At 52.7% G+C, this 25,805-nt stretch carries 24 protein-coding genes; 9 read left to right on the top strand and 15 right to left on the bottom strand.

The window, feature by feature from the left end; genetic code table 11:
- The first annotated feature begins 15 nt into the window (after positions 1 to 15).
- On the top strand, positions 16 to 771 hold the full coding sequence (locus tag AWR27_RS17245; RefSeq protein WP_077132334.1) for an SDR family NAD(P)-dependent oxidoreductase: 756 nt from the start codon (positions 16 to 18) through the stop codon (positions 769 to 771).
- 2 nt (positions 772 to 773) lie between these two features.
- On the opposite strand, the gene uvrA is transcribed toward AWR27_RS17245, so the two are convergent.
- The 3 genes from uvrA to AWR27_RS17235 form a co-directional block, all read right to left on the bottom strand.
- The gene (gene uvrA, locus AWR27_RS17240; protein WP_077132332.1) at positions 774 to 3,644 is read right to left on the bottom strand and encodes an excinuclease ABC subunit UvrA; all 2,871 of its coding nucleotides are present in this window, start codon (positions 3,642 to 3,644) and stop codon (positions 774 to 776) included.
- A 70-nt stretch (positions 3,645 to 3,714) separates the two neighbouring features.
- On the bottom strand, positions 3,715 to 3,855 hold the full coding sequence (locus AWR27_RS25360; protein ID WP_157579254.1) for a hypothetical protein: 141 nt from the start codon (positions 3,853 to 3,855) through the stop codon (positions 3,715 to 3,717).
- A 15-nt stretch (positions 3,856 to 3,870) separates the two neighbouring features.
- Positions 3,871 to 4,305, bottom strand: coding sequence for an energy transducer TonB (locus AWR27_RS17235; protein WP_077132331.1), 435 nt, complete (start codon positions 4,303 to 4,305; stop codon positions 3,871 to 3,873).
- Positions 4,306 to 4,475: 170 nt separating this feature from the next.
- Between AWR27_RS17235 and AWR27_RS17230 the strand changes: the two genes are divergently transcribed.
- On the top strand, positions 4,476 to 6,590 hold the full coding sequence (locus tag AWR27_RS17230) for an ATP-binding protein (RefSeq protein ID WP_077132330.1): 2,115 nt from the start codon (positions 4,476 to 4,478) through the stop codon (positions 6,588 to 6,590).
- Here the strand turns inward: AWR27_RS17230 and AWR27_RS17225 are convergent.
- Positions 6,582 to 7,199 (bottom strand): response regulator, encoded by a 618-nt coding sequence (locus AWR27_RS17225; protein WP_077132328.1) that lies wholly within the window; start codon positions 7,197 to 7,199, stop codon positions 6,582 to 6,584. The genes AWR27_RS17230 and AWR27_RS17225 overlap by 9 nt on opposite strands.
- A 122-nt stretch (positions 7,200 to 7,321) precedes the next feature.
- On the opposite strand from AWR27_RS17225, the gene AWR27_RS17220 reads away from it, so the two are divergent.
- Positions 7,322 to 7,942 carry a PDDEXK family nuclease gene (locus AWR27_RS17220; RefSeq protein WP_077132326.1) on the top strand — a complete coding sequence of 207 codons (621 nt, stop codon included), beginning with the start codon at positions 7,322 to 7,324 and terminating at the stop codon, positions 7,940 to 7,942.
- Positions 7,943 to 8,255: 313 nt separating this feature from the next.
- On the opposite strand, the gene AWR27_RS17215 is transcribed toward AWR27_RS17220, so the two are convergent.
- The gene (locus AWR27_RS17215; protein ID WP_077132324.1) at positions 8,256 to 9,386 is read right to left on the bottom strand and encodes an RNA-guided endonuclease InsQ/TnpB family protein; all 1,131 of its coding nucleotides are present in this window, start codon (positions 9,384 to 9,386) and stop codon (positions 8,256 to 8,258) included.
- 242 nt (positions 9,387 to 9,628) lie between these two features.
- On the opposite strand from AWR27_RS17215, the gene AWR27_RS25825 reads away from it, so the two are divergent.
- From AWR27_RS25825 to AWR27_RS17185, 6 genes are all read left to right on the top strand, one after another.
- A complete protein-coding gene (locus AWR27_RS25825) occupies positions 9,629 to 9,703 on the top strand; it encodes a hypothetical protein (RefSeq protein WP_232326068.1) in 75 nt (24 codons plus the stop codon).
- Between the two features lie 537 nt (positions 9,704 to 10,240).
- Positions 10,241 to 11,287: a ribonucleotide-diphosphate reductase subunit beta gene (locus AWR27_RS17205; protein WP_077132323.1), complete on the top strand. Its 1,047-nt coding sequence runs from the start codon at positions 10,241 to 10,243 to the stop codon at positions 11,285 to 11,287.
- A gap of 93 nt (positions 11,288 to 11,380) precedes the next feature.
- A complete protein-coding gene (locus AWR27_RS17200; protein ID WP_077132321.1) occupies positions 11,381 to 11,668 on the top strand; it encodes a DUF4258 domain-containing protein in 288 nt (95 codons plus the stop codon).
- Entirely contained in the window at positions 11,665 to 11,859 is a 195-nt protein-coding gene (locus AWR27_RS17195) for a DUF2283 domain-containing protein (RefSeq protein ID WP_077132320.1), read from the top strand. The genes AWR27_RS17200 and AWR27_RS17195 overlap by 4 nt, the downstream gene beginning before the upstream one ends.
- 109 nt (positions 11,860 to 11,968) lie before the next feature.
- A complete protein-coding gene (locus AWR27_RS17190; RefSeq protein WP_077132318.1) occupies positions 11,969 to 13,495 on the top strand; it encodes a sulfatase family protein in 1,527 nt (508 codons plus the stop codon).
- Positions 13,496 to 13,547: 52 nt separating this feature from the next.
- Positions 13,548 to 14,231, top strand: a complete 684-nt coding sequence (locus AWR27_RS17185) for a class I SAM-dependent methyltransferase (protein ID WP_077132316.1) — start codon at positions 13,548 to 13,550, stop codon at positions 14,229 to 14,231.
- 119 nt (positions 14,232 to 14,350) lie between these two features.
- Here the strand turns inward: AWR27_RS17185 and AWR27_RS17180 are convergent, their stop codons facing one another.
- The 10 genes from AWR27_RS17180 to AWR27_RS17135 all read right to left on the bottom strand — a co-directional run bounded on the left by AWR27_RS17180 (position 14,351) and on the right by AWR27_RS17135 (position 25,772).
- Complete coding sequence (locus AWR27_RS17180) at positions 14,351 to 15,790, bottom strand: M48 family metalloprotease (RefSeq protein WP_077132315.1); 1,440 nt, start codon at positions 15,788 to 15,790, stop codon at positions 14,351 to 14,353.
- 44 nt (positions 15,791 to 15,834) lie between these two features.
- Complete coding sequence (locus tag AWR27_RS17175; RefSeq protein ID WP_077132314.1) at positions 15,835 to 16,752, bottom strand: glycosyltransferase family 2 protein; 918 nt, start codon at positions 16,750 to 16,752, stop codon at positions 15,835 to 15,837.
- Positions 16,753 to 16,767: 15 nt separating this feature from the next.
- Positions 16,768 to 17,223: a regulatory protein RecX gene (locus AWR27_RS17170; RefSeq protein ID WP_077132312.1), complete on the bottom strand. Its 456-nt coding sequence runs from the start codon at positions 17,221 to 17,223 to the stop codon at positions 16,768 to 16,770.
- 92 nt (positions 17,224 to 17,315) lie between these two features.
- Entirely contained in the window at positions 17,316 to 18,827 is a 1,512-nt protein-coding gene (locus tag AWR27_RS17165; RefSeq protein ID WP_077132310.1) for a carboxypeptidase regulatory-like domain-containing protein, read from the bottom strand.
- A gap of 34 nt (positions 18,828 to 18,861) precedes the next feature.
- Positions 18,862 to 20,388, bottom strand: coding sequence for a CsgG/HfaB family protein (locus tag AWR27_RS17160; protein WP_083732888.1), 1,527 nt, complete (start codon positions 20,386 to 20,388; stop codon positions 18,862 to 18,864).
- A 74-nt stretch (positions 20,389 to 20,462) separates the two neighbouring features.
- Positions 20,463 to 20,888 (bottom strand): curli production assembly/transport component CsgF, encoded by a 426-nt coding sequence (locus tag AWR27_RS17155; protein WP_077132306.1) that lies wholly within the window; start codon positions 20,886 to 20,888, stop codon positions 20,463 to 20,465.
- Between the two features lie 45 nt (positions 20,889 to 20,933).
- Complete coding sequence (locus AWR27_RS17150) at positions 20,934 to 21,458, bottom strand: CsgE family curli-type amyloid fiber assembly protein (protein ID WP_077132304.1); 525 nt, start codon at positions 21,456 to 21,458, stop codon at positions 20,934 to 20,936.
- Between the two features lie 5 nt (positions 21,459 to 21,463).
- Positions 21,464 to 22,075, bottom strand: a complete 612-nt coding sequence (locus AWR27_RS17145) for a hypothetical protein (protein WP_157579253.1) — start codon at positions 22,073 to 22,075, stop codon at positions 21,464 to 21,466.
- Positions 22,076 to 22,267: 192 nt separating this feature from the next.
- Positions 22,268 to 23,986, bottom strand: a complete 1,719-nt coding sequence (locus tag AWR27_RS17140) for a hypothetical protein (protein ID WP_083732887.1) — start codon at positions 23,984 to 23,986, stop codon at positions 22,268 to 22,270.
- A 184-nt stretch (positions 23,987 to 24,170) separates the two neighbouring features.
- Entirely contained in the window at positions 24,171 to 25,772 is a 1,602-nt protein-coding gene (locus AWR27_RS17135; protein WP_232325863.1) for a hypothetical protein, read from the bottom strand.
- Positions 25,773 to 25,805 lie beyond the last annotated feature (33 nt).

Raw genomic sequence — 25,805 nt, 5'->3', positions numbered from 1 at the left:
CAACGTAATGAAGTTATGGAAAAAGATATGCAGGGGAAGGTGGCCCTCGTAACGGGAGCCGGGTCGGGTATTGGCAAAGCATGTGCCATGCTGTACGCGCAGCACGGAGCCAGTGTAGTTGTCTCTGATATTGCCGACGAACACGGGCAGCAGGTCGTGGATGAGATTGCGGCAGCGGGCGGAAACGCTACGTTCGTCCGGGCCGACGTGGGCGATCCGGCGCAGTGCGAACAACTCGTGGCCGAGACAGTTGCGGCATACGGGCGGCTCGATATGGCCTGTAACAATGCGGGCATCGGTGGCGAACAAAACCCCACCGCCGACTACTCGCTCGACGGCTGGCAGCACGTTATCAATATCAATCTGAATAGCGTCTTTTACTGTATGAAATACCAGTTGCAGCAGCTACTGAAGCAGGGAGGTGGCGGGGCTATCGTAAATATGTCGTCGATTTTGGGACAAGTGGCGTTTGCAACCTCGCCGGGCTACGTAGCGGCCAAACATGCTCTGCTTGGCCTAACCAAAACGGCGGCTGTCGAATATGCTCCGCAGAGCATTCGCATCAACTCGGTTGGGCCGGCATTCATCGATACGCCCCTCCTGGCGCAGATTCCGTCCGACATGAAGCAGATGCTGATCGGCCTGCATCCTATTGGGCGGCTGGGCCGGGCCGAAGAAGTAGCCGAACTGGTTATCTGGCTCAGCTCCGACAAAGCGTCGTTCGTAACGGGGGCGTATTATCCAGTAGATGGCGGTTATTTGGCGCGGTAGACCTACCCCAACTCCGCTTTCAGAAACTTGCCGGTGTAGCTTCCTTTGGCGTTCGCCACTTTTTCGGGCGTTCCTTCGGCAATGATTAGGCCACCTTTGTTGCCCCCTTCCGGGCCGAGGTCGATTACGTGGTCGGCCACTTTGATGACGTCGAGGTTGTGTTCGATGATGAGTACGGTGTTGCCCTTGTCGGCGAGTTTGTTCAGTACATCGAGCAGGTGGGCGATGTCCTGGAAGTGCAGGCCGGTAGTCGGTTCGTCTAAGATGTACAGGGTTTTGCCGGTGTCTTTTTTCGATAACTCTTCGGCTAACTTTACGCGCTGCGCTTCACCGCCCGATAGCGTTGTAGCGTGTTGGCCGAGGGTGATATAGCCCAATCCTACATCGTTCAGGGTCTGCACTTTACGCAGAATTTTTGGCTGGCTGGCGAAGTAGTCCAACGCCTGTTCGACGGTCATGTCCAGCACGTCGGCGATGGATTTGCCTTTGAAGCGCACTTCCAGCGTTTCGCGGTTGAAGCGTTTGCCTTTGCAGGTTTCGCACAGTACGTGTACGTCGGGCAGAAACTCCATCTCGATTTTTTTCATGCCCGCGCCTTCGCAGTCTTCGCACCGCCCGCCTTTCACGTTGAACGAAAACCGGCCCGGTTTGTAGCCGCGAATTTTAGCTTCGGGCAGTTCGGCAAACAGCAGTCTGATTTCCGAAAACATACCCGTATAGGTAGCCGGGTTGGAGCGGGGTGTTCGGCCAATGGGCGATTGGTCAACCTCGATCACTTTATCTAAATGCTCCAGCCCTTCAACCGTTTTGAACGGCAGCGGCTCGCGTTTCGACTTATAAAAGTGCCGGTTCAGCACCGGAAACAGCGTTTCGTGAATCAACGACGATTTGCCGCTGCCCGATACGCCCGTGATGCAGACCATTTTGCCGAGTGGCAGTTTCAGCGTCACGTTTTTCAGGTTGTGGCCCGTCGCATTCTTGATGAGCAGGAATTTGCCATTTCCTTTGCGCCGGTCGGTCGGTACGTCGATAGCCCGCCGACCGCTGAGGTAATCGGCGGTGGTGCTGCCATTTTTAAGAAACTCGTTGGGTGTGCCGTGTCCAACTACCTGCCCGCCATGCCGACCAGCACCGGGGCCGATGTCGAGAATATAGTCCGACTCCAGCATCATGTCTTTGTCGTGCTCGACAACGAGTACCGTATTGCCCAAATCGCGCAGATTCTTAAGCGATTCGATAAGCTTTACGTTGTCGCGCTGATGCAGGCCAATGCTGGGTTCATCCATGATGTACAGCACGCCCACAAGCTGCGTCCCGATTTGCGTGGCAAGCCGAATCCGCTGCGCTTCGCCCCCCGACAGCGTTTTCAGCGGACGGTCGAGCGTGAGGTAATCCAGGCCAATATCGACCAGAAATCCGATGCGCTTGCGAATCTCTTTCAGAATTTCTTTGCCGATCACGTTCTGCCGGTCGGTCATGCGGGTCTCAACGCCGACAAACCACTGCGCCAGTTCCGAAACGTCCATGCGGGCGAGTTCAGAAATGTTCTTCTGATCGATTTTAAAGTATAGCGATTCTTTTTTCAGCCGGGCACCGTTGCATTCGGGGCAGGTGTTCACGACCATAAAATCTTTGAGCCAATCCTGAATCTTGTCGTTGCCAGTTTCCTGCTGCCGTTTCAGGAAGTTCACAATACCGTCGAACTTAAAGCTATAATAGTCTTCTCCCGGATACTTTTTACTGGGTACGGTTGCCTCGTCTTCAGTACCATACATCAGCGCGTACAGAAGGTCTTCCGGGTATCGGGCAACGGGTGTGCTGAGGTTTAGCTTGTACTTTTTCAGGATGGCTTCGATTTCCTTGAAAATCCAGAGTTCGCGGTATTCGCCCAGCGGAGCAATGGCACCGCGACTGATACTTAGCGACTTATCGGGAATAACTGATTCTTCGGTAATTTCCTCGACAATGCCCAGCCCATTGCACACCGGGCAGGCACCGTAGGGCGAGTTAAACGAAAATGAGTTAGGCGAAGGTTCGTCGTAGCTGATGCCCGATTCAGGGTCCATCAGGTTTTGCGAAAAATAAACCAGATGTCCGCTGCCGTCGAGCATTTGCATAGCCCCCTTCCCCTGCTTCAACGCGGTCTGTACCGACTGACTGAGCCGGTAGCGGTCGTCGGGTTTTGGCACCAGCCGGTCAATTACAATTTCAACATCGTGGATTTTGTAGCGATCCAACTGCATCTTTGGCACAATGTCCTGTACCACGCCATCGACCCGCACTTTGGTGTAGCCCGTTTTGGCAATCTGCACGAACAGTTCGCGGTAGTGCCCTTTGCGACCCCTGATAACCGGAGCCAGCAACGTTAATTTCTGCCCTTCGTACTGACTCAGAATGGTATCGATAATCTGATCCTGTGATTGCCGCTCCATTTTTCGGCCCGTAATGTACGAAAACGCTTCACCAGCGCGGGCGTAAAGCAATCGCAGAAAATCGTAAATCTCAGTAGTCGTGCCGACAGTGGAGCGGGGGTTTTTTGACGTCGTTTTCTGCTCAATGGAAATCACCGGACTCAGGCCGTTGATCTTATCGACGTCGGGCCGTTCCATATCGCCGATGAATGAGCGGGCGTAGGCCGAGAAGCTTTCCATATACCGACGTTGCCCTTCGGCATAAATGGTATCAAACGCGAGCGACGATTTGCCGGAGCCACTGATACCCGTTACAACGACTAATTTGTTGCGCGGAATAGATACGTCGATGTTTTTGAGATTATGCTCGCGGGCACCCAGTACGTCGATCTGGTCGTAGCCCGTTAAGTCAATATCAGTCAGATGGGCGGGTTGCCCAATAACGGTTTCTTCTGTGGTCACGTTGCGTTCAGCCTATTCTAAATAGCAACGTAAAACAGGCGCGTCGGGGTTCCGACGCGCCTGCCACAAATTACGGCCACAAGTCATCCGTAATGTCTTCCCACGTTATATCAAAATCAAAGCTGTCGAAATCGAGATAAGGAAAGCGATTGACCCGCGACACCACAGCCGCCAACAGCGTGGCGATGAGAGCAATAAATAGCGTTTTCATGGATAATGCGTCGGATTAGTCAAGACGAAACGTAATAGGTAGTTCAATAGCCTGCGCCACGCTCATGCCGTTGCGGTGGGCCGGATACCAGCGGGGCATCTGCTCAATCGTTTGCAAAGCCGCCTGATCGAGCAATTGCCCGTGCGACTGGGTTACGCGGACGTCGATAAGATAGCCGTTGGGTTGCACCCGAAAGCGCACTTTCACCGTGCCTTCTACCTGCGCCTGACGGGCCTGGTAGGGGTACAGATCGATGCTTTGCAGGTAATCTTGCAGAGCCAGATGACCACCCGGAAAAGAAGCATCATTATTCAGCGGAGCAAACGCGTCGGCTGGTTCAGAATGGTGAGTTGACGACAGGTCGTCGGAGGTCAGATTAGCCGATGTCTGGCCCCAAGCCAGCAGGCTCGTTACCGTTAAGTAAGCGGTGGCTAAAGCGATTCGTTTCATTGATTAAGAGGAGTTACCTTTAGGTTGTAAATCAATTCATTACTGGTACAAAGCTCCTCTTTTGTCAGCCCCAAAAAATCACCGAAAACCGTGAATTGGCGTCACCGAATTCAGTGATTTTTTGGCTACAGGCGGGCTAATGGTCTGTGATGATTCGTTCTCTGCCAACTATGAAGTCAATCAAACTACTGCTGTGGCTGGTGTACTGCATGAGCCTGACGCTTCCGCTATGGGCGCAGCAATACGACACGCCCCCGTTCAATTTCGACCGCAGCCTGGATCAGCGATACGTCGATAGTCTGGTTCAGGCTACCCGAACGCGCCTGCTCGCGCTTAACCGCCTGCGCCCATCGGCTATGGTCGACACGGCCCGGATGGAGTTTATGCATTACATCGCCTACGTGCATTACAGCGGTATGACTCACCGCGATAGTGCGCTCGTAATTGCCAGCCAACTCGTCAGGCTGGCCGAACGCCACCAAAACACCAAGTTTCAGATTAAAGGACTGTTGCTGATCGAGCGGTACTACCGGGGCTTCCGGCTCGACTATCCGAAGGCTATCGGCATCAACTATAAGGTACTTGCCTTAGCCGAAACCACGCCCGAATTGAAGAATTATTATTTCTGGCGGCTGTATCGCAATCTGGGTACGATCAGCACCGCTATTGGCGAATACGATGAAGCCATCTCGTATTTGCAGAAAGCTATTACCGGGTTTCAACATGACGCCAAAAGCGACCGCATACACCTTGCCGACCTGCATAAGTGCCTGGCAGATGCTTACAAAGAAAAACGGCAGTTCGACCGGGCCGAAACCCATTATCTGACGGCCTGGCAGATTGTTGAGCAGATGAAAGCATCACTATCGAGCAAAGGCTATTTGACCAACGATATCGGAAGTTTATATAACAGCCTCAACAAACCGGCACAAGCGTTACCCTATTTGCGTCGATCAGTGCAGTACTGGGCGCAGCTCAATGCGCCACTGCCCCAGTCCGACGCACTGGCCGATCTGGCAAATACGTATCTGATGATGAATGAGTACGACAATGCCATTAATGCCGCAAAGGAAGCGTTAACCAAAAATCAGACGGTTTTAGTGACGCGGCAGATGGCGTACTCGGTGCTGGTTCGGGCCTACGAGCGGCAGCAGGACTGGAAAAATGCGTTTGCATACCAGCAATTGTACAACGAAACAAAACAGCAGCGGCAGGAAGCGGTCAACCAAACCGAAAGCCTGCGGATAAAAGCCCGTTATGAGCGCGAACGGCTCGAAACAACCCACCGGCAGGAGCAGCTTATGCAGCAGCAGCGGTACCAGACGCTGGCTAAACAGGCCGAGATCGACCGGCTCAACAGTATGGTGCAGGCCAACGAATTACGCCGGACCGCCCAGACCAACGCGCTCAAACACCAGCTCGAAACCCAGCAACTCAAAGCCCAGTCGGCGCAAAAGCAAAGCGTACAGCAAAGCACAATCAGGCAGTTGAAAATCAATCAGTTACGCTTGGGCTTACAGGCGCAGGAACGGCAGAAAAAACAACTCTTCGCAGGGCTGGCAATTATCAGTCTGCTCGGGCTGCTGCTGCTCTATTATAGCCTTCGGCTTCGGCGCAGTAACCTGGCGTTGCGGATAAAAAACCGCGAAATCGAACAGGCACTGCTGCGCGGGCAAACCATCGAGCGCAGGCGCGTAGCCAGCGAACTACACGATCAGGTAAGCAGCCTGCTCGGCGCCACGAAGATGACGTTTCAGACTATCGACGCCGATACGCTGCCCCCACGCGAGAAAAAGCTGTATGAAAACAGCCTGAACCTGCTCAACGACGCCGTGGCGCGGGTGCGGCAGTTGTCGCACAACCTCATTCCCGAACAACTGCTTCAGCAAAACCTCGCCACTTCGCTCAAAAGCCTGCTGAAGCAAATGAACACGGCTGGCAAAACCCGGTTTTCGCTAACCTGCGACCTCGCCGATGTGCGCCCGCTTTTGCCCGAAGTTACTTTTCACCTCTACGTGATCTGTCTGGAACTCTGCACGAACGTATTGCGGCACGCCGATGCTACGCACGCTAACCTGCACCTGAGCGGGCAAAATGGCTGGCTCACACTGCAACTCAACGACAATGGCATTGGACTGAACCCGGATGCCGACGCAGGCATGGGGCTGCAAAGCATTCGCGACCGGGCGAAGGCAATTGGCGGGCAGTTCTGGCTCGAAGCGGGCGAAAGTGGAGGTACGCAGGCCACCATTTCGCTGCCGGTAGAGCAGCCTGTTTTAACGTAGGCCGTGTTTCAGCACGTACTTCATCAGTCCGAGCGAGGTGGTAACGCCTAACTTCTGGTAGATGTGCTTGCGGTGCGTTTCAACCGTGTTGAACGAAATAAACAGCCGCTCGGCAATCTGCATGCTCGACAGTTCGTCGATAATCAGCCGGGCCACTTCGGCTTCGCGTTCCGTCAACAGTGTATCGGGAGTAAGGGCGGCTGATTCGGTAAAGTCATATAACCGGCTATCGACGTACCGCCGACCCGAAGCCACGGTCAGCAGGGCATCGAAAAGCTCGGTCTTGTCGGCGGTTTTGGTTACGAAACCGTCGGCACCGGCGCGGATAGCCCGCCGAATCAGCTCGGCATCGTCGGCCCCCGACAGAATGAGCACCCGCAGCTCGGGATATTGCGCTTTCAACGCCGGAATCAGGTCGGCCCCGTTCTGATTTGGCATTACCAGGTCAGACACCAGCACGTCGACTGCCGAACTGGCCAGCACTGCCCGTAGCGAAGCTATGTCGTGCGCGATGCCCACCACCTCGAACTTGCCCGACGTGGCAAGCAGATTGGCGAAACTTTCGAGCACAACCCGATGGTCGTCTAACAGCGCAATGGAGTACGGCATAGGTTTTCTGAATCAACGTACAATATCGGTATTTAGCGGCCATAACGAGCAGCGGTTTGAGTGAATGGTTTTTTGGGGTTGATTCCCCTATCTTTGATGTATGCATCAACGCTGCGACGCCTATGACAATCGCTATTGACAGCCCTCGCCGACCTGTACCGAAGCCCAAAGGCCGGGTGCCTGACCGTCTGATTTACGAAATCATGGACGGCAGGCCCATCTACCGCAAAGGCTACCGCGACGTTTTATCCGGCAAAAAAACGATTGAAGAAATTATAGGGGCCAGCACCTTACAGTCTGTTATTGTAGCCTATTTAGTTATTCAGATTGGCATATTTATTGACGATGACGCCTACTTCATACTCACTGGCGAATCGGGCGTTCACATCGATCACCGCAATAATCTGGCAAACGATATTGCTATCTACGATCAGACCGTACTGACACCCGCCAAAATATCAAAAAAATATGCCGACGTGCCGCCCCTGCTGGCTATCGAAATCGATATTGATGCCGACGTTGCCGACCTGACAGAAACGGGCTACCTCTACAAAAAAACGCGCAAGCTGTTTGCGTTTGGTGTTCAGAAAATTATCTGGGTTTTGACCGACGCGCAGGTAGTGATGATTGCTACGCCCGAACGCATCGAAACCGTTGACTGGAACACCGACGTTGAACTGATGAGCGGCCACGCAATCAACATCGGCGCGTATCTGGCAAAGAAAGGCATTCGGGTGGAGTGATTAGAGGTTGCTTTCGGGCGAGGTTTAGATAACCCGAGGCACACATGATAGAAGGCCGCTACTTAACTTAGGAATGAGAGTCATTTCGTCCTAACTTTGCTTATCAGCAAACAATAAGACAATGCAATCAGCGGCAAGTCGTATACCCGAACGAATCGTATTGCGGGTTGACCCTACCAAAAAAGCGGCTTTTTTAGAAATGCTTAAATTATTTGATTTTGTGGAAGTGGAATCCCTGCAGAATCAGGTGAAGCGGTACGTAAAAAATTCTCCCACGGATGTACCTCTCAGCGACAATGACATTATGAGTCAACTACCCCCGGCTAAAGCGCGGGGCTTGTCCCTGAAACGTAAAGCTCCGAGACCATAGGCCGGTTGATTGGCGACCCAATAACTTAATGTTCTTTGCCGCGTTCACATCGGCAGAGTCAGAATGGAAGCAAGACCGACATACAAATTCAGCTTGCGAACGGCGGTTCGCCTTCGCACAATGCCCGCATACATGGCACGTTCGGGACGTGTTGCGCGGGTCAATGGTTGTGAGAACAACGCCGTACAACTGGCATTTGTAGCCGACGAATTGTTTCAACTGGTCGAACGACCAATTACTGTGTTTAGCCCGTTGGGGCTGGCGCAACCGTTTTGCTTCCTTGCGTACCTGCTTAGAAATTCCTTTCAGATTTTCCATGCTGATAGCGCGGGAAGTTGCCTTAGCCTTCACCACAAGAGACTTGCTGATTACGTGGTTGGTATCACGTTGAAACCGTTTTTGTTTGCCCGACAACTTTTTCAGGCTGCGTTTGGCCGACTTCGTACCAACGCTTTGCAGAACACCCCGACGTTTGGCATACCACTGACGGGCGGCTTCAACCTTTGCCCCGCTAAAGGTCTGTCCGTCGCTGTCGGTTGCAATCGAGACAATGCCCAAATCAACACCCAACACGTCGTCAAACTCATCCGTGTTTTCGTCGGGTATATCACAGGTCAACAGCAGGAAGTACTTCCCCTTCACCAAGACCAAGTCCGATTCGCCCTTCTGAAAGGCAAGCAATCGTTGGTTGTGGGCATTGGTGGTGTAGGGGATTTTCAGCCGACCGTCAACTGTCCAGATAGACGCGATGGATTTGGCGGGGTTGATGGAAAGAATACGCGCATCGTAGGCGATACCGCCCGTAGCCCTGAACGTTCGTTGGTTTTCCTTATCGAGTTTGTAGCTGTCAGCTACTTTGGACAGACAGCGAATAATCAGTTGAGAACTGAGCCGGAACGTTTCTTTCAGGTTGTAGTACTGCGCTTTGTGAAGGTCATACTGCTTGAATACCTTATGCTCAAAGGCATATTGAGCCAGTGCATTGCAGGCCGCGTTCGCTTCCAGGAGCGTACCCAGGAGTGCGGCAGCCTGTTCCGGTGTTGGACGAAGGTGTATTTTGGCGGTAATCTTCACGATTATGTAACGGCATTTGCGTTACAATAGTTCACTGAATTGAATAGTTTATTTGTAAACGTTGGAGTCGTTGTGTCCACCCGCGCACTGGCTTTGCAACCCTTCGGCGGTCCGTCGATACGGCTTGCTGCCGAACGTCGGCCCGGCGCGATTCCTCCCCCAGCTAAAGCAGGGGGTTTCCTCGCGGGAACAGCCATGACGAAATTCTTCTCTACGACGACCACTGCGATTTTTTTGACCGTTTGATCCTGGCTACGGCATTGGCCGAAAACATCCCTGTTATTTCGGCAGACGAAAAATTTATCGCCCCCTCATAGATGTAATATGGTAGCAGGTCTAACACAAATTGACGCCATTGGGTGTTTTACGCTAAAACGCTCAACGCACCCCCGAAATGGCCGACGTACACACATTTTATCGTAACGAGTACTATGATTATTCATTTTAACGAAGATTTCCAAACCACCTCGGGTGACGATTTGACTGGTTTTCTGGCCTTTAACAGATCCAATAATCGAGCAAAGGTTCTACGTTTACTAAGACGTACACCTTTGCTATAAGTAAACATTACTTTGCTGTAAAGAGGAAGCTTCAGTCCTGACGACCCAGAAAAGAAACCCCTTTGACCCGCTAACAGAACTATTTTAAGAATCTACCTAATACATTCTTTCCTAACCGGCTGATAGCGAAAGCATAAGCCGGTTTCTTTTTTGTCTTCATCGAAGTCTATAAGCGAACGGGCTTGCAGGGGAGAGGCAAAAGCTTAATTTTGTCTATCCTTCTCTACGCGCTGTAGTGCCTTTTCTCTTGCTACGAAAAACTCAGTCAGTTCCACATAAATTGTATAGATAAACATGGTACAAGCCGATGTCATTGAGCCGATTTTAGAAGAAGACAAAAACCGATTTGTCCTGTTTCCCATTAAACACTGGGATATTTGGGAGTATTACAAAACCCATGAAGCCTCGTTCTGGACCGCCGAAGAAATTGACCTCGGGCAGGACATGAAAGACTGGAACAGTCTGAACGATGGCGAGCGGCACTTTATCTCACACGTGCTGGCGTTCTTTGCCGCGTCAGACGGAATCGTGAACGAGAATCTGGCCGTTAATTTCCTGTCGGAGGTGCAGTATGCCGAAGCCAAATGTTTCTACGGGTTTCAGGTGATGATGGAAAACATTCACTCGGAAACCTATTCGCTGCTGATCGACACCTACATCAAAGACCCCGCCGAGAAAGATCGGCTACTCAACGCAATCGACACCATTCCGTGCGTGCAGAAAAAAGCCGAATGGGCCTTGCGCTGGATCGATAATGGCTCCTTTGCCGAGCGGCTCATTGCGTTTGCGGCTGTAGAAGGCATTTTCTTCTCAGGATCGTTCTGCTCGATTTACTGGCTTAAAAAGCGTGGTATGATGCCCGGCCTGACGTTCTCGAACGAGCTGATTTCGCGCGATGAAGGGCTGCACCGCGACTTTGCGTGTATGCTCTATACCGATCATATCGCGAATAAACTGCCGGAGTCGCAGATTTACGACATCATCCGCAACGCCGTTGAAATCGAGCAGGAGTTTGTGTCTGATGCGCTCCCCGTATCGCTGATTGGCATGAACGCTGACCTGATGAAGCAGTACATTGCTTTCGTGGCCGATCACCTGCTGATAACGCTTGGTTTACGTAAACTTTATAACGTCTCAAACCCCTTCGATTTCATGGATATGATTTCGTTGCAGGGCAAAACCAATTTCTTCGAGAAGCGCGTGGGCGAATATCAGCGGGGCGAAGTGATGGCGAAATTCCGGGCCATGAAAGCCGCAGCGCAGAATCCGCAAGCCACCGAAACCGAAACGACTACCGTTGTTGAAGAGCCGAAAGGGTTTGTAATGGATGCCGATTTTTAGAAATTATTTTCAGGTCAGCCTAACACATAAGGGCTGACCTGAAAATAGTTAGTAACTACTGTTTCTTTACCAAGCTAAAATTGTAAATTATGAATGAAGGAGATAAAACATTTCTTAGAAGATGGAATTTATATATCGAAACATGCTTTAGAACGAGCTAAAGAACGCAACATAACACAGGAGATTCTCAAAAGAGTGTTAAATAATCCTGACCAAGTAGTAGATGACGACTCAGGGAAACAAGGTCAGAAAATTTATCAATCATTGATCGAATTTGAAGAAAATAGTACGTACTTAGTACGAGTATTTGTCAATGCACAGAAGCAACCAAATGTTGTAAAATCTGTTTATAAGACATCGAAAGTACAGAAGTATTTATGAAAGTGAAATATGATCGTGAGGTCGATATTCTTTATATCCGACTGACAGATAATCAGATAGAAGAAAGTGATGAAGACCGTCCCGGTGTCGTTATCGACTACGATGCCAATGGTATGATGGTTGGAATTGAAATTATGGACGCATCCAGGCGCATGGATCGTCCAGCGTCGATTGAACTGGAAGTGGCCTAACTCAATATCGCGTCATGGCATTACAAAATCCCTGCCCAACGGTATGTTCGGCGGGGATTTTCCTTTTTCTGCACAATGGGAGATGGTAAACATAAACCCTTTTGTGCGAATGAAAAACTTCTTTCTTGCCGTGCTGAGTCTCGGCCTGTTCATAGGTTCAGTGCCGCTTACGGCCCTTCTTCCTGCTCCAAAAGCAACACCCAAAAACATAATCTTTATCCTGTCCGACGATCATCGGTACGATTTTATGGGCTTTACGGGTAAAGTGGCTGGCCTGCAAACGCCCAATCTCGACCGGCTCGCCCGCGAAGGTGCCCATGTTCAGAACGCCTTCGTCAGCACGGCCCTGTGTTCGCCCAGCCGGGCCAGTATTCTGTCGGGGCAGTATGCACATACGCACAAGGTGGTCGATAACTTCGCGCCGATGCCGAAAGGGTTGACGTTTTTTCCGCAATACCTGAAAAAAGCAGGCTACCAGACGGCCTTTCTTGGCAAATGGCACATGGGAAACACCGGCGACCAACCCCAGCCCGGATTTGATTACTGGCTCAGTTTTAAAGGGCAGGGCGTTTACTATAACCCAACTTTCAATATTAACGGTAAGCAGGTGAGCCATACCGACAGCAGCCACACCACCGACCTGCTGACAGACTATGCCGTGAAATGGCTCAACACCGTCGATAAGAAGAAGCCATTTATGCTCTATCTGTCGCACAAGGCCGTTCATGCCATGTTCGAGCCAACACGGCGGCACCGGGGACAGTACCGCAACGTACCCATCAATTACCCGCGCTCGATGTATCTGACCGCCACCGATACCAGCAAAATCTGGGGGCCGAAACCGTCCGTCGACCCGGAGACGGGTGCCTTGAAAGCGAACGTGGCCGATATGCCCAACTGGGTGAAACAGCAGCGCGGTAGCTGGCACGGAGTCGATTACATGTACCACGGCCAGATTGGATTCAACGATTTTTACCGGCAATATGCCGAAACGCTGCTGGGCGTCGATGAGAGTGTTGGGCGGGTGCTGACCTGGCTTGAGGCTAACGGGCTGTCGGAGAACACGATGGTGGTGTATATGGGCGATAACGGCTTCAGTTTTGGCGAACGCGGCTTAATCGACAAACGCCATGCTTATGACGAATCGATGCGGGTGCCGCTGCTGGTTCGCTGCCCGGCGGTGGTAAAACCCGGCACAAAACTCACATCGGTGGTGCAGAACATCGACATTGCGCCCATGTTGCTCAATTATGCGGGCCTGCCCAAACCGGCACAGATGCAGGGAAATTCGTTTTTGCCGCTCCTGGCCGGAAAAACCATTCCGTGGCGCGACCGGGCGTTTTACGAATATTACTGGGAAGTCGATTTTCCGCAGACGCCCACTATGTTTGCCGCCCGCACCGACCGCTACAAGTACATTTTCAACTACGGCGTTTGGGATGCCAACGAACTCTACGACCTGCAAAATGACCCCGGCGAGGTGAATAACCTGATCCGTAGTCCGCAGCATCAGGACATTGCCCGACAACTACGCGGAGAACTATTTACCTGGCTCGAAACCACGCAGGGAATGCAGATTCCGCTTAACAAAGTGCAGCAGAAACGATTCGACCACCGGTTCAAAGGCACGTATTGAGCGGTTATAGACGCTACAGAATTGTACTTTTGGGGCCACTAACCGCTGTCCAATGAATCGTTTAGAACTGATCCAGGCCCTCATGCGCCAGAAAGGGTTGCGCAATTACCTTGAAATTGGCGTTGAGAACGGACGAATTTTCTTTCGGGTTCAAAGCAAATTCAAGGTTGCCGTTGACCCTCATTTTATGTTTGACACGGGCCGAAAAATTGGCAAAACGATTCTAAACCCCTACAACGTATACAATCAGTATTTCGAGAAAACCAGCGACGACTTTTTTACCCAGGATGCCGACCATGTATTTGCAGGCCGAAAACTTGACCTCGCTTTAGTCGATGGCATGCATGAATACCACTACGCCCTCCGCGACGTTGAAAATACGCTTCGTTATTTGAGCAACGATGGCGTAATTATTATGCACGATTGCAATCCGCAATCGGCGCAGGCGGCTGGCCGGTTCGACGACTGGAAAGAGGGCGTCTGGAATGGCGACGTGTGGCGGAGCGTCATTCACCTACGCAGCCAACGCCCCGATCTGAACGTGTTTGTACTCGACTGCGACCACGGGCTGGGTATTATTACCAAACGCAAACCTGCTGATCCGGTGCTGGGTACGCCTATCTCGTTTACGCCCACGCAAATTCAGGCGTTGACATACGATGAGTTCGATGCAAACCGCACCAACTGGCTGAACCTGAAGTCAGAGGATTTTGCGAAGGCGTTTTTTGGGTTGTGACCCCACCCCCAACCCATCCCTTAAAACAAGAAGAGGAGTGAAGTCTTAACGCTTCGCGGTTCAAGCCCCTCCCCTGAAATCAGGGGAGGGGTTGGGGTGGGGTTATCGCGCAATCACTTTCACCAAATACCCCGCGCCACCCGGTCTCCGGCTTTCATACTATTAAGCGTCCCCAGCTCTTCGAGTCGGCTGGCGGGCATACCGAGGGCGGCCATAATCTCCTGAAACGAACCGTCGCGCGGGGCCTGCCGAACCCGGACGCGCTCAGGTTGGCGGTTCAGTTTGTCGGGGTCGGTAAGGGCGCGGAAGCCACCCGCCACCTGCCGGAACGTATCGAACCGGCTGTTGAATGCCTGCGCCTGTGCCAGCCCATGCAACGCGTAGATCGCGTTGTTATATTGAATGAGCCAAGTGCCAATCTGGAGCCGGGTGCGCGGGTCTTGCTGCTGTTGCGGCTGACCCTGCTGCTGTTGCTGTTGCTGCTGCGAGATCAGCACGATGGCCGGGTTGCCGTTGATGGTGGTGCGCTGATTTTCCGAGACAACCAAACCCAGATCTTTTACCAGATTCTGAGCCGCTTCATCGAGCGAATTGCCTTTGGCGAGCATCAGAATCATGGCCGATTGTCCATCTTTAGCACCCATCTGAAACTGCTGGGGCGAGTTCTGGTGGGTCCAGCCGCGCGGCACCGGAAACTGGAAACGCAGTTCAGGATGGTAGAACTGGTCATTCTCCACGAAACCCTGTTTGGGGTCTTCTCCGAAAATAATACCGTCAATCATGCGTAAGTATGATTCGCGGTCAACTTCATAATTTCCGGGGTTTTTAGCCTGATAGTCAGTCGCTAACTTGCCCACGCGTGCCTGCCGGTTGCCCGGATCGGGGTGGGTCGACTGGAACTGCGGAATGCTTTGGCCCGAATTATCCTGAATGCGTTTGATGGTGCCGAAGAAATTCGCCATTTGCCGGGCGTCGTAGCCAATTTTGCTGGAATATTGTACACCAATTTCGTCGGACTCCGACTCGTGGGCGCGGCTATAGCCCAGCAATGCCAACTGTAGGCCCTGAGCAGCCGCTTCGGTCAGTTGGCCGGTTCGGTCGAGCAGCACCGACCCCAGAATCAGCCCCGCCGTGCCGAAAAGCTGACTGCTTTGCTGACGAGCCGAGTGTTTGGCCGTAACGTGTCCGATTTCGTGACCCAGCACCCCGGCAAATTCAGCTTCGTTGTTGAAGTGGGCCATAATACCGCGCGTAAAATACACGTAACCGCCTGGCACGGCAAAGGCATTTACTACGGGCGAATCAACAATATGAAACTGATAGGGCAGGTTGGGCCGGTGCGAAATGCGCGCCATTGCCATACCTTTTTCGTTAATGAAAGCCTGAAGTTTTTTGTCGTCGTAAAGGCCCATTGTGGCAACAATCGATGGGTGCGACTCTGCCCCTAAGGCTTTTTCCTGCTCTTCCGACATTAAAATAACCTCGCGCTTGCCCGTAACGGGGTTGCGCGAACAGGCTGCAAGGCAGATGAGTGTGGCGAATAGAAAAAGTGTACGCATACGAATCAGAATGGTTTTGTTGAACCTTGAACAAGATACAGGCTTTATTGTTCGCGGATGGTTTGGCGGTAGCGCAGGCTCTCGCGCATGGGGCTGCCACGCCCGATAAACCAGGCCAGTTTGCCATAAACTGGGTTGCGCCGGAATTTCCGTCCGTTTTTGATAACATAATAGGCCCGAAGCAAAGCCCGCTCCGGCCACGAATGGTACTTTCGGAAATAATAAAACAGCGAAATATAATGTTCTTTCTCGATGTCGTAGTTGCGAACGGTGCTTTGGCCCGTGAAATGAACATACTCGGCCTGCGGTACTAAGTAGGCGTAGAACCCCCGCAACAGCAGCCGCTTTGCCAGATCCTCTTCTTCGACGTATAGAAAATGAGCCACGTCGAACCCGCCAATGGCATGGAACACCGACGCCCGCACAAATAGCGTACTGCCCATGATAAACGGCACCCGAACCGGTTCGGTATATACGCGCCGACGATTGGGGTAGCGGTCGGGGTTAAGCAGCCGGGCTACGCCATGACCGAGAATCTTGTTGACAGCCGTCGGTAGATAGCCGAACGTTTCCTGCCGCGAGCCGTCTCCCGCAAACATCTGTGCGCCACACAGACCTGCGTCGGGTGTAGCGTCCATAAAAACCGTGAGTTGGGCCAGCACGTTAGTCCGCAAAACGCAGTCGTTGTTCAGGAAATAGTAGTAGTCGGTGGCCGGGTCGGCAGCTTGTACGCCGAGCATATTGCCACCCGAAAAGCCGAGATTGATACGGCTGCGAATGAGCCTCACGCCCGGCACGTCGGCAAGTGGCCGAAGGGCGTCAGCGTCGGTAGGAGAGGAGTTATTATCGACAATAATGATCTCGTAGTCAACACCCTGCGTTTGTTGCTGTATCGACGCAATGCAATCGAACGTGAAGCGGTGGGAATTGTAATTGAGCAGAATAACCGAAACCTTGCGCATAAGCCGAAATATACGTCACTCGTCGCCAAGTACCGAAAAAACCAGTTCGGATTCATAGCCTTTGCTGAGGGCGTATCGAACTAATTTCTGTTTGATAACCAGCGGGTTATCGTCGCGCAGGCTTTGGCGTTTTTTATCGAGCAGGGCCGCGAGCGTCTGACGGTAATCGTCGGGAGCGATTTCTTTCATGGCCTGTTGCAGGTTATAGCCCGTAATGCCGCGCTGTTGCAGGTGCTGCTGAATCTTCCGCCGACCCCAGCTTTTGACCCGGAACTTGCCTCCGGCAAATGACCTGGCGAACCGCTCTTCGTTCAGGTAATTTTGCTGAATCAGTTCGGCAATAACTTCTTCGGCATCATCGCCCCAGACACCCCAGTCTTTTAGCCGGTCGCGCACGTCCTGTTGTGTGCGTTCCTGATAGGCGCAGAACATAGCGGCTTTTCGTAGGGCGTCTTTCAGCGTATCGGTCATACTCATGTAACAAAGCTTGAGGGAGTAATCTGATAACAACAAAGATCATCAAATTACTCCCTCAAGCTCATTTTACCCCGTTCTTTCGGTACTTATTGCCGCCAGAAAGGCATTTCGGCGGTGGTGAAAAGTTGCCGCCGGTTCCGGCCATCAACGTCCGACGTGAACACGGCACGTGGACCGTTGCCGGTGTTGTCGGTGTTGGTGAAAATCACCTGCGCGCCATTGGGCGAGAACCGTGGATCGAGGTCGTTGGTGCCAGCGGGTTTGTTCTGAATCTGGTTATTATTGCCGCTCTGCGTCAGCGAAAGGTCGGTCAGCGCGGCTGTGGTCAGGTCAAGAATAAACATCCGCGCGTCGAGCTGACGGCCCTGTTCGTTCTGGAAACCGCTGATGTCGATGGTGAATAACAGTTGCCCCCCACTCACCGAGAAGACCGGATTGCCGACGCGGTTGGCTCTCCGGGCCAGCACCGACGTTGGCGTACCACCATCGGCGGGGTAAATCGAAATATCGTTGTCATATACGTTAGGACCAGTAGTACGTGCCACAATGCGGTTGCCCTGCGCCGTCCAGTCGCAGCCGGCAAACAGCCGACCCGGAGCCGCCTGTGCCACAATACGCAGCCCCGTACCATCTAATCGAACGGCATAGAGCCGGTCGTTGACGGGGTAAAGCAGTTGCGTACCATCGGGCGACCAGGCGAACGACACATCGGCGAGCGATACGCCGGAAATGGGTACGTTCGTAACCCGGCGTTGGTTGCTGCCGTCGGCATTCATAATATATAGCTGCGCGTCGGTATCCCGGTTCGAGATAAAGGCAATCAATTGGCGGTTGGGGCTAACGGTAGGTCGCCAGTTGCTGCCTTCGCGGGTAAACTGAGCCGCGTCGCCGGTTGCATTGGCCCCAAAAACCTGAAACTGTCCGTTGATCCGGCGCGTGAAAACGTAGCTATAATCGGGGAAGGCCACCGTGCGGAACGACCAGACCGGACCGTTGACGGTAGCAATGCCATCGCTGACAATCACCTGCCACAGATAATTGGTGTTGTAGTCTAAACTAACCACGAGCGAGTCGGTACGCAGCCCCGTAAACGACTGGGCAGGCGTGGTTGTGCCGGAGCGGAACAGCAGCACGCTATACGTCAGCGTATCGCGGTTCGGGTCGGTTGCTGTCCATTTTAGCGTCGTGGTGGTAGACACGGCACTGGTACTCAGGGTAGGAGCCACCAGCGTCGGAGCCGATGGCGGTTGGTTCTGCGTTCGGTCGTCGGTAAGCTGAATGGTTATAATTGGCGACGTATCGACGCTGGCGACCACCGTGGCAACCTGCGTGCCATAGCCCGCTTTAGACACCTGTACGGTATAGTTGCCAACCAGCACGCTGTCGAACCGGAATGTGCCTGCCGAATCGGTAGTTACCTGCCGACCGCCGGGTGTTAGCCGAACTACGGCACTGCCAACGGGCCGTTGGTTGGCACTCAATACAACTCTGCCCCGAACGCTGGTTAGCTGAAGGGGTTCTACGTAGGTGTCTTCGTTGCAACTCCAGATGCCGAACAACCCTGCGAGCAGTACAGTCAGATAAAAAAGAGACTTCATTGGTGAAAACAAAAGCAATGTTTAAGAAATAAGACTACGGCTGCCGGGGAGCCGTTTGAGGTGTGGTAGCTGGTTGCGTGGCTGGTCGGGCTGGCTGCGTAGTTGGCCGGGCTGGCTGCGCGGTTGGTCGGGCCGTTGCAGAGGCTGGTTTGTTCGCCTGCGTCACGGTCCTGAACTTCGGGCGAAACCGTCCGATATGGAAAACCAATCCGAGCGTGCCGCGCAGGTAATAATCATTGCGAAGCCCGATGGTGCGCCCGTCGAATTCGTCGGTAAGCAACTGATTCATCGACAGTGTGGAGCGGAATCCGATAGTCCGGTTAGCCGAGTACTGTACGCCCACGCCCCCGTTGATTTGCGCAAATCGGTTGCCGCGTAACTCGACGGGGCCAGTACCCCGGCGCGATACCATGCCACCACCCGCAAAGAGCAGGGGTGTCCAGCGTTGATTGGGAATGGGACGAAAAATCAGGTTGCCTTCCAGCGTCGATATGTTCTGACTGAATGCATTCTGACTTTCGAGCGCACCGACGCCCCCGTTGATTTGTAAGCCAAACGACGGGGTAATGTAAATGTCGGCAGACAGACCGTAACCTAAGCGTGGTGTTTTGCGCTGATAATCACCAGCATACTGCCAAAGTCCGGCATAAGGCTGAAGACTGATGCGGGGCGCGTCGAAGTTTCGGCGGGCGTTGTACACGTCGATCTGCGCCATTTCGGTTTTCTCCTGCTCGTAGGCGTCAATAACCGTTTTCATCTGGGCCTGGGCTTTATCTTCGGGTGCCCACAGCCCTTCTTTCGCCCCTTCGATAATCAACGAATGAACAGCTTTTTCAATAGCTTCCGTTACGGCCATCTGACCTGGTTCGGTGGTGGTGAGGCCGGTTTCGGCTTCCAGCAGCCGCTTGAACGAAACATACCGGAACAGGCTGGCGTCTACGGTTTGCGACAGAATCGTTTTCGAGGTATAGATCGTTTTCAGAATCTTACCCGACTTGGTGGCAACGGCCCGCAGATAAACCGTTACGCGGTCTTGTCGATACTGCGTCGAAGCCCCGGCTCCGAAGTAGCGAAGGCCACCCCCGCCGGTAACGAAGTTGTAATCATACGACACTACACCCCCTTCGAGAATAATACCCGCAAAGAGCAGCGGAGGGAGGTTTTCGCCTTCTTTGAACTGCGCCACGCTCGACCGCACAATCTTGCGTTCGTTGAGCAGGTTGCTAACGTTTTCGCGCTCGATGGGTACAAACCAGCCGCTTTCTTCAAGTGCTTTGAGCAGGATGTTGGTCGTACCCTGCGTAATGGCTGTCGAGAAACCCGCGCCAGTTTCGGTTTGCCGCAGTTGGCCTGTCAAATCGCGGAACTTATAAACGGCAGCCACAACCTTTTCTTTGGCAACCGGCAGGCCGCGCAATTCGACCGTTGCCGGGGTTTCTTCGCCTAAGCGTGCCCGGCGGGTTTGGGTAGGTTGATGAAAATAATTCATACAACCCGATGCAATACCAGCCAGGCTGCTCAGCAGCAACAGCCGCATGGTAGGATATACTCTAAAATTCATTGGTAAAAAAAGCGGATAAACGAATAAAGGAAGGGCCGAGTTGCCCCGCTATGCCAGCATCACGTTCCAGACAATCAAAAATAAGGAATGGTCAGGGTAGTTTCGCCACCGCGCCCATCTACGATACGTACCTGAACGCCATCAGCCGCGTTGGTGATTTCAACCTGATAATCGCCAAAGCGGTACGTACCGGGCCGTAATTCGCCCTCGCCAAACTGGTTGCCGATCAGGTCGCGGGTCAGGCGGCTGAGTAGCTGATTCTGAATGCTTTGTGAAAACGCATCGAGGGTTGAATTCGTTGTGCGCCCAGAGGCCGCCTGATTGCGTCGCTGAGCCGGGTCGGTGGTGCGGTCCTGTGCCTGTGCCGAGCTTTGCAGCCACGAGTAGTTGAAGGTGTTGCCCCCAAAAGCCGGATTGCGGGGGGTGTACGTAAACGATTGTGCCGAAGCGAAAGCACTGATGCCAGCCAGTAACAGCACCGAAAGTAACAGTTTTTTCATGAGTAGTTTATGGGTCGTAGTGTTGACAAGAGGGCGTCAGGTTGGCTAAAAAATACCGCTGCCCCGCTGGTCTTCGCTCTCTAACGAGCGTTGCACGTCCTGGTAATTAAGTACATATTGATTGGCAACCTCTGCCGCATTGAAAGCATACAGTTCAATAACTTCGGCCCGAAACTGTACATAGTTTTGCCAGATGACCTGATCGTTGAGCGTGACCGAAATAATTGTAGTACCAACCCCGAAAGCGGGTGTTTCGTCAATCGTTACTATGAACGCGTTTACGTCAAGCTCTACGTTCGGCCCTATTTTCTGCGTGGTATCGGCGGGCATTAGTGGGCTGATTGCTTTGGGCAGTTCGGCGTATCGACGAAAGAACGCGTCGTAGAAGTCGCGGCCAATTTTTGAGCGGGTATTGTCGAGCAGTAGTGTCTCAGTACCTTCGTCGGTCAGAACGGCCTCGCTCATCGTTTCTTCGATCAACTGACCGTCCAATTCAGGATCGGGTTGTGCCTGGCAAAAAAAACCAGTCAGTAACAGGCCAGCAAACAGAAAAATGCGGAGTACATTCATCGGTATCAGGGTGTTAGCAGAGCACCATGCCGAACCGTCATCGACGCCCCGCCCGACTGTTCGATGCGCAGGTTTTGAACGCCACTCGTAAACGGATTTACCAGCGTCGAATTATCAGTAACGAACGTGTTGGCACCGCTCTTCTGTACCAGTTCCATGCGCGTATTTGCCTGATTGATACCCGAAAACTGGGCTTTGTCGCCCCCGTCCTGCGAGATCAGATAATTATTGCCGCTGCCGGTAAGGTCAATGCCAATTGAGTTGCCTCCGCCGGTTTGGTTCAGCAACAGGCTGTTGCCGCTGCCAGTCAGCAGGGCGTCGGCCCGGTTGCCATCGTTGCTCTGATTGAGCTGAAGCCGGTTCTGTGGGCTGGCACTGAGGTTGGCAGCGTTATTACTACCACTTTGGTTGATAATAATGTCGCTGATTGCCGACGACACGCCCGGAATGGTGGTTTCGCTGAGCGACAAAACTGCCTGCCCCACACCCGGCGTTGGATTAAAGTTCCAGAACGCGTCGAGCGTGTTGCTGAGCGGTGCTGTTGTGGTTGGAGCCTGATTTTGGGCATGCGCCGTGATGCTGAGCAAGCAAACGAAGCAGACAAAAAGACTTTTCATAACTTTAGTAAAACTTTTCAGTCGAAAGATACTGTCTTTTGCCTGAAAAATAATCGCCATCGTAGTAAACGGCAGGTAAATTAATTGGGCGGTGGTGGCACAGTCTGTTTAACCAGTATAGAAAACATCCGTATACAAAAAAGGCACCACTGCAAGTGAACAGCGGTGCCTCTTCAGGATAACAGAAGTCAATTAAGGCGTTACACCGTTGACTTGTGTAATAGTCGATGAATTAAAATTACCGTTCTGGCTAATCGTACTCAAGTTACCTCCCGTGGCCCCGGAGTTGGTGGTTTGGTTGAGTATAATATCATTGTTACGACCGTTCTGGAAAAGAACCGCCGTATTGGCAAATGACGAACCTGTCGATGTCTGATCTACCTGCATATCATTACGGCGACCTTCCTGCACGGCATACCCGCCTGCTCCCAACTCATTGAAATTATTGGCTTCGCCCGGCCCCTGAATAGTATTGTTGTCGCCCGTCTGCCGGAAGCGGCCACGGTTCCGACCTGGTCCGTCGCCAAATTGAAGCACACCGGCTCTGTTGTTATTGCCCTCCTGCCGAAAATTGGCAATGTTCTCGTTGCCGGTCTGTTCGATTTCTGCCACGTTTTCGCCACCGGTGGCGGTTTGATTCTGCACAATGGTAGCCGACCCCGATGTTGATTCGTACTGCGAAATGTAAGCCCGGTCGCTGGTTGAATTGCGGCCCTGCGTAATGTCGGCAGTGTTATTGTCCGAACCCCGGTACTGCCAGATGATAGCAATACCATCGTTGCCGCGCTGTAAAATAGAGGCCATATTGTTTTCAGTGGCGTTCGGTTCTGCAATGCCGCCCTGATAAATTTCAGCTTCGTTGTTGCTACCGCCAAACGTTTGAGTAATCGAAGCCGTGTTACTGATGCTGCCTGCAAACGAATACTGTTCTATCTCGGCCCGGTTGTCTTTACCCGTTTGCAGAATGTTGGCAACGTTATTTTCGGCATTATACGTTTGCTCAACGAGTGCCCGGTTGCCGCCCGAATTGTTCAGATTAACACCGTTGCCCTGTGTAACTACCGCTGTGTTACTGGTGCTACTGGGCCCGTTTTGCAGTACACGGGTCCAGTTATCGTTGCTCAACTGCTTAACCCTGGCAACGTTCTGTTGACTGTATATCTGGTTGATACGAGCTTCATTGTCTTTCACAAAAACATCGGTCAGCCCTTCATCATTTGCCACCGGACGCCGGTCGTTCCCCTGAAAAATTTCAGCCATATTTTGTCGGCTATTCTGCTGGCGTGTGCGGGCCGTGTTGTTGTTCCCCTGTTGCCATGTTTCAGCAAAGTTACCCGAAACGTTCCCGCCTTCGAAGAAACCCGTTGGAACAGGCTCATCATTGTCAATGGGCGGTTCTTCGCCACAACCACAGCCGTCATCTCGACGGCTTTGATTGATTAGCGCATCGTTTTGTCTGCCGTTTTGCCAAACGCCTGCCCAGTTTCCTGCGTCGGGGTTGATATTGGTTCGGGTACCGGTTTGCATTTCACTTCCCCCGCTGTTGTTTTGCCGAATAATGGCTTCGTTGCCGCCCCCGCTGCCGTCAGTGTTCATCTGACTGATGGCCCCCCGGTTGTAGGTCGCTGTGCCATTCTGTCGGATTATAGCACTATGATTTCTACCTACCTGAAAGGTAATGCCAAGATTGTTGTTGTTTTCGCTGATATCGCCGTTAGACGACTGGCTAATTTCAGTGGTCAGGTTTTGAGCACCCTGTGATGCGGTTCCCGGAAAGCCCGGTATGTCTTCACCCTGCACAGCGGAGACATTGTTGCTGGTGCCGCCCTGCGTAATGGTCACTGTGTTGTTCTGCCCATAACTGCCCACGAAGCATAAGACAGCTATTGTCGAAAGAAGTATTCTTTTCATAAAAATGCAGTGTTTGCTGATTGTAACCTTAACTCCGGTACATTATCAACAAATGTAGATACGTACTTATGTTTGCCACCTTCCGTCTGATAAATTTCAGCCACCATCTGGTAAACTTTAATAAAAAGCCAACAGCCCGCTACAGAAGTTGTAGCGGGCTGTTAAGTGGCGAACAAAAACTGGTTTAAGGTGTAACGATACCGTTTTGCTGGATGAACGCCTGATTGGTATTGCCATCTTGCCGAACGGTCATCAGGTTGCCCGCCGTTTGAGCTGTCTGCATACCAATCAATACATTGCCCGTACCCAACTGCTGAACATCGGCAGTATTGAAAATGCTTGTATTTCCTCCGCCCGGCGATGTTTGTGTAATGGTCAATTGGTGACTGCTCCCATTCTGAACGGCATACGAACCGCCGAGTAGCGTGCCTTCGCCCCCCGATGGCGTAGTGCCTAAGCCGGGGCCAGTCACCACGTTATTATTACCGGTTTGCGATACCGTAGCACTGCTGGCCGAACCAATTTGCAGCAGGCGGGTGTCGTTGCGGCTGCCTTCCTGCGCTATTGTGGCCGATAAACTGCTGCCCTGCCCAACGGTGCCGTTACCCTGCTGAATGCTGGCGATGTTGTCCCGGCCCGTAGCGGTCAGGTTTTGCGTGATGGTGGCCGTAGCGAACGATGTGCGGCCCTGCCAGATGTAAGCCCGGTCGTTGTCGCTACCCGTACCCTGCTCAATGCTCCCTTTGCTATCAGCAGCAGCAATGGTTTGCCGGATGTGAGTACGTCCGTCTTCGCCTTTCTGAACAATGGTAGCGTTATTGCGTTCCGAGAGCAGACTATTGCCACTGCTTTGGTCGATACGGGCCTCGTTTTCGTCACTGCCAATCGTTTGTGTGATAGACGCTATGTTGGTCGAAGAGCCTCCACTACCACTAACGCCATCCTGGTTTATTTCGGCCTCGCTTTCACTACCTAATTGAAGTATGTTGGCAATGTTGAGGTTACTGATGTTGTTCTGCTCGATGATCGCCGTGTTCTCACGCTGACCAGACGGGTCGGTGCCATCGCCCTGCTGAATCGTTGCCAGGTTATCGGTGCTGGTAATGGCGTTCTGATTTACTTCGCCCCGGTTATTATTGCTGAACTGCCGGATAGAAGCATCGTTACGAAGACCACGCTCCTGGTCAATATCAGCGACATTTCCGGTCACGTTTACCGTAGGCAGGCTACCGGCTGCCGGGCCACCTCCCCGCTGTTCGTTACCCTGAAAAATCTCGGCCCGGTTATCAACGCCCCGGCTTTGCTGTATATCGGCTTCATTGCTGGTTCCCTGCTGCCAGGCTTCGGCAAAATTCTGGGTTGTGCCGGCGTTGTTCTGCCGGATCCGAATGGAGTTACTGCTGCCCAATTGCCAGCCTCCGGCCCAGTTGCCGTTGCCAACCGCCGACGTAGCCGGGTCGGCACTACGCAGACTTGTGTTGCCGTTACCATTATTGTTCTGGGCAATCGTAACGGTGTTGCTGCCCGGCGACGTACCCGTTTGGGTAACGCCCGCCCGGTTATAGTTCGACCCGTTCTGAGAGATTGACAAAATATGCCCGGTACCTGACTGAATAACCAACCCCACATTGCCCGTATTCGACGTAGGCGTACCAACCTGACTAATCACGCTCGTCAGTGCCGAACCGGTCTGACTAACGTTGGCTTGCTGACTAACGCCCGTCTGACTAATCGTGGATGTGTTAGTCTGCCCCCATGCCGTTATGGCCGCTAAGGCAAGTGACAAAGTAAGGGTTATCTGCTTCATTGCGTGCTCTAT

Source organism: Spirosoma montaniterrae (assembly GCF_001988955.1).
Lineage (GTDB): Bacteria > Bacteroidota > Bacteroidia > Cytophagales > Spirosomataceae > Spirosoma > Spirosoma montaniterrae.
The sequence above is the reverse complement of the archived record's forward strand: the minus strand, read 5'-3'. Positions and strand labels throughout refer to the sequence as shown.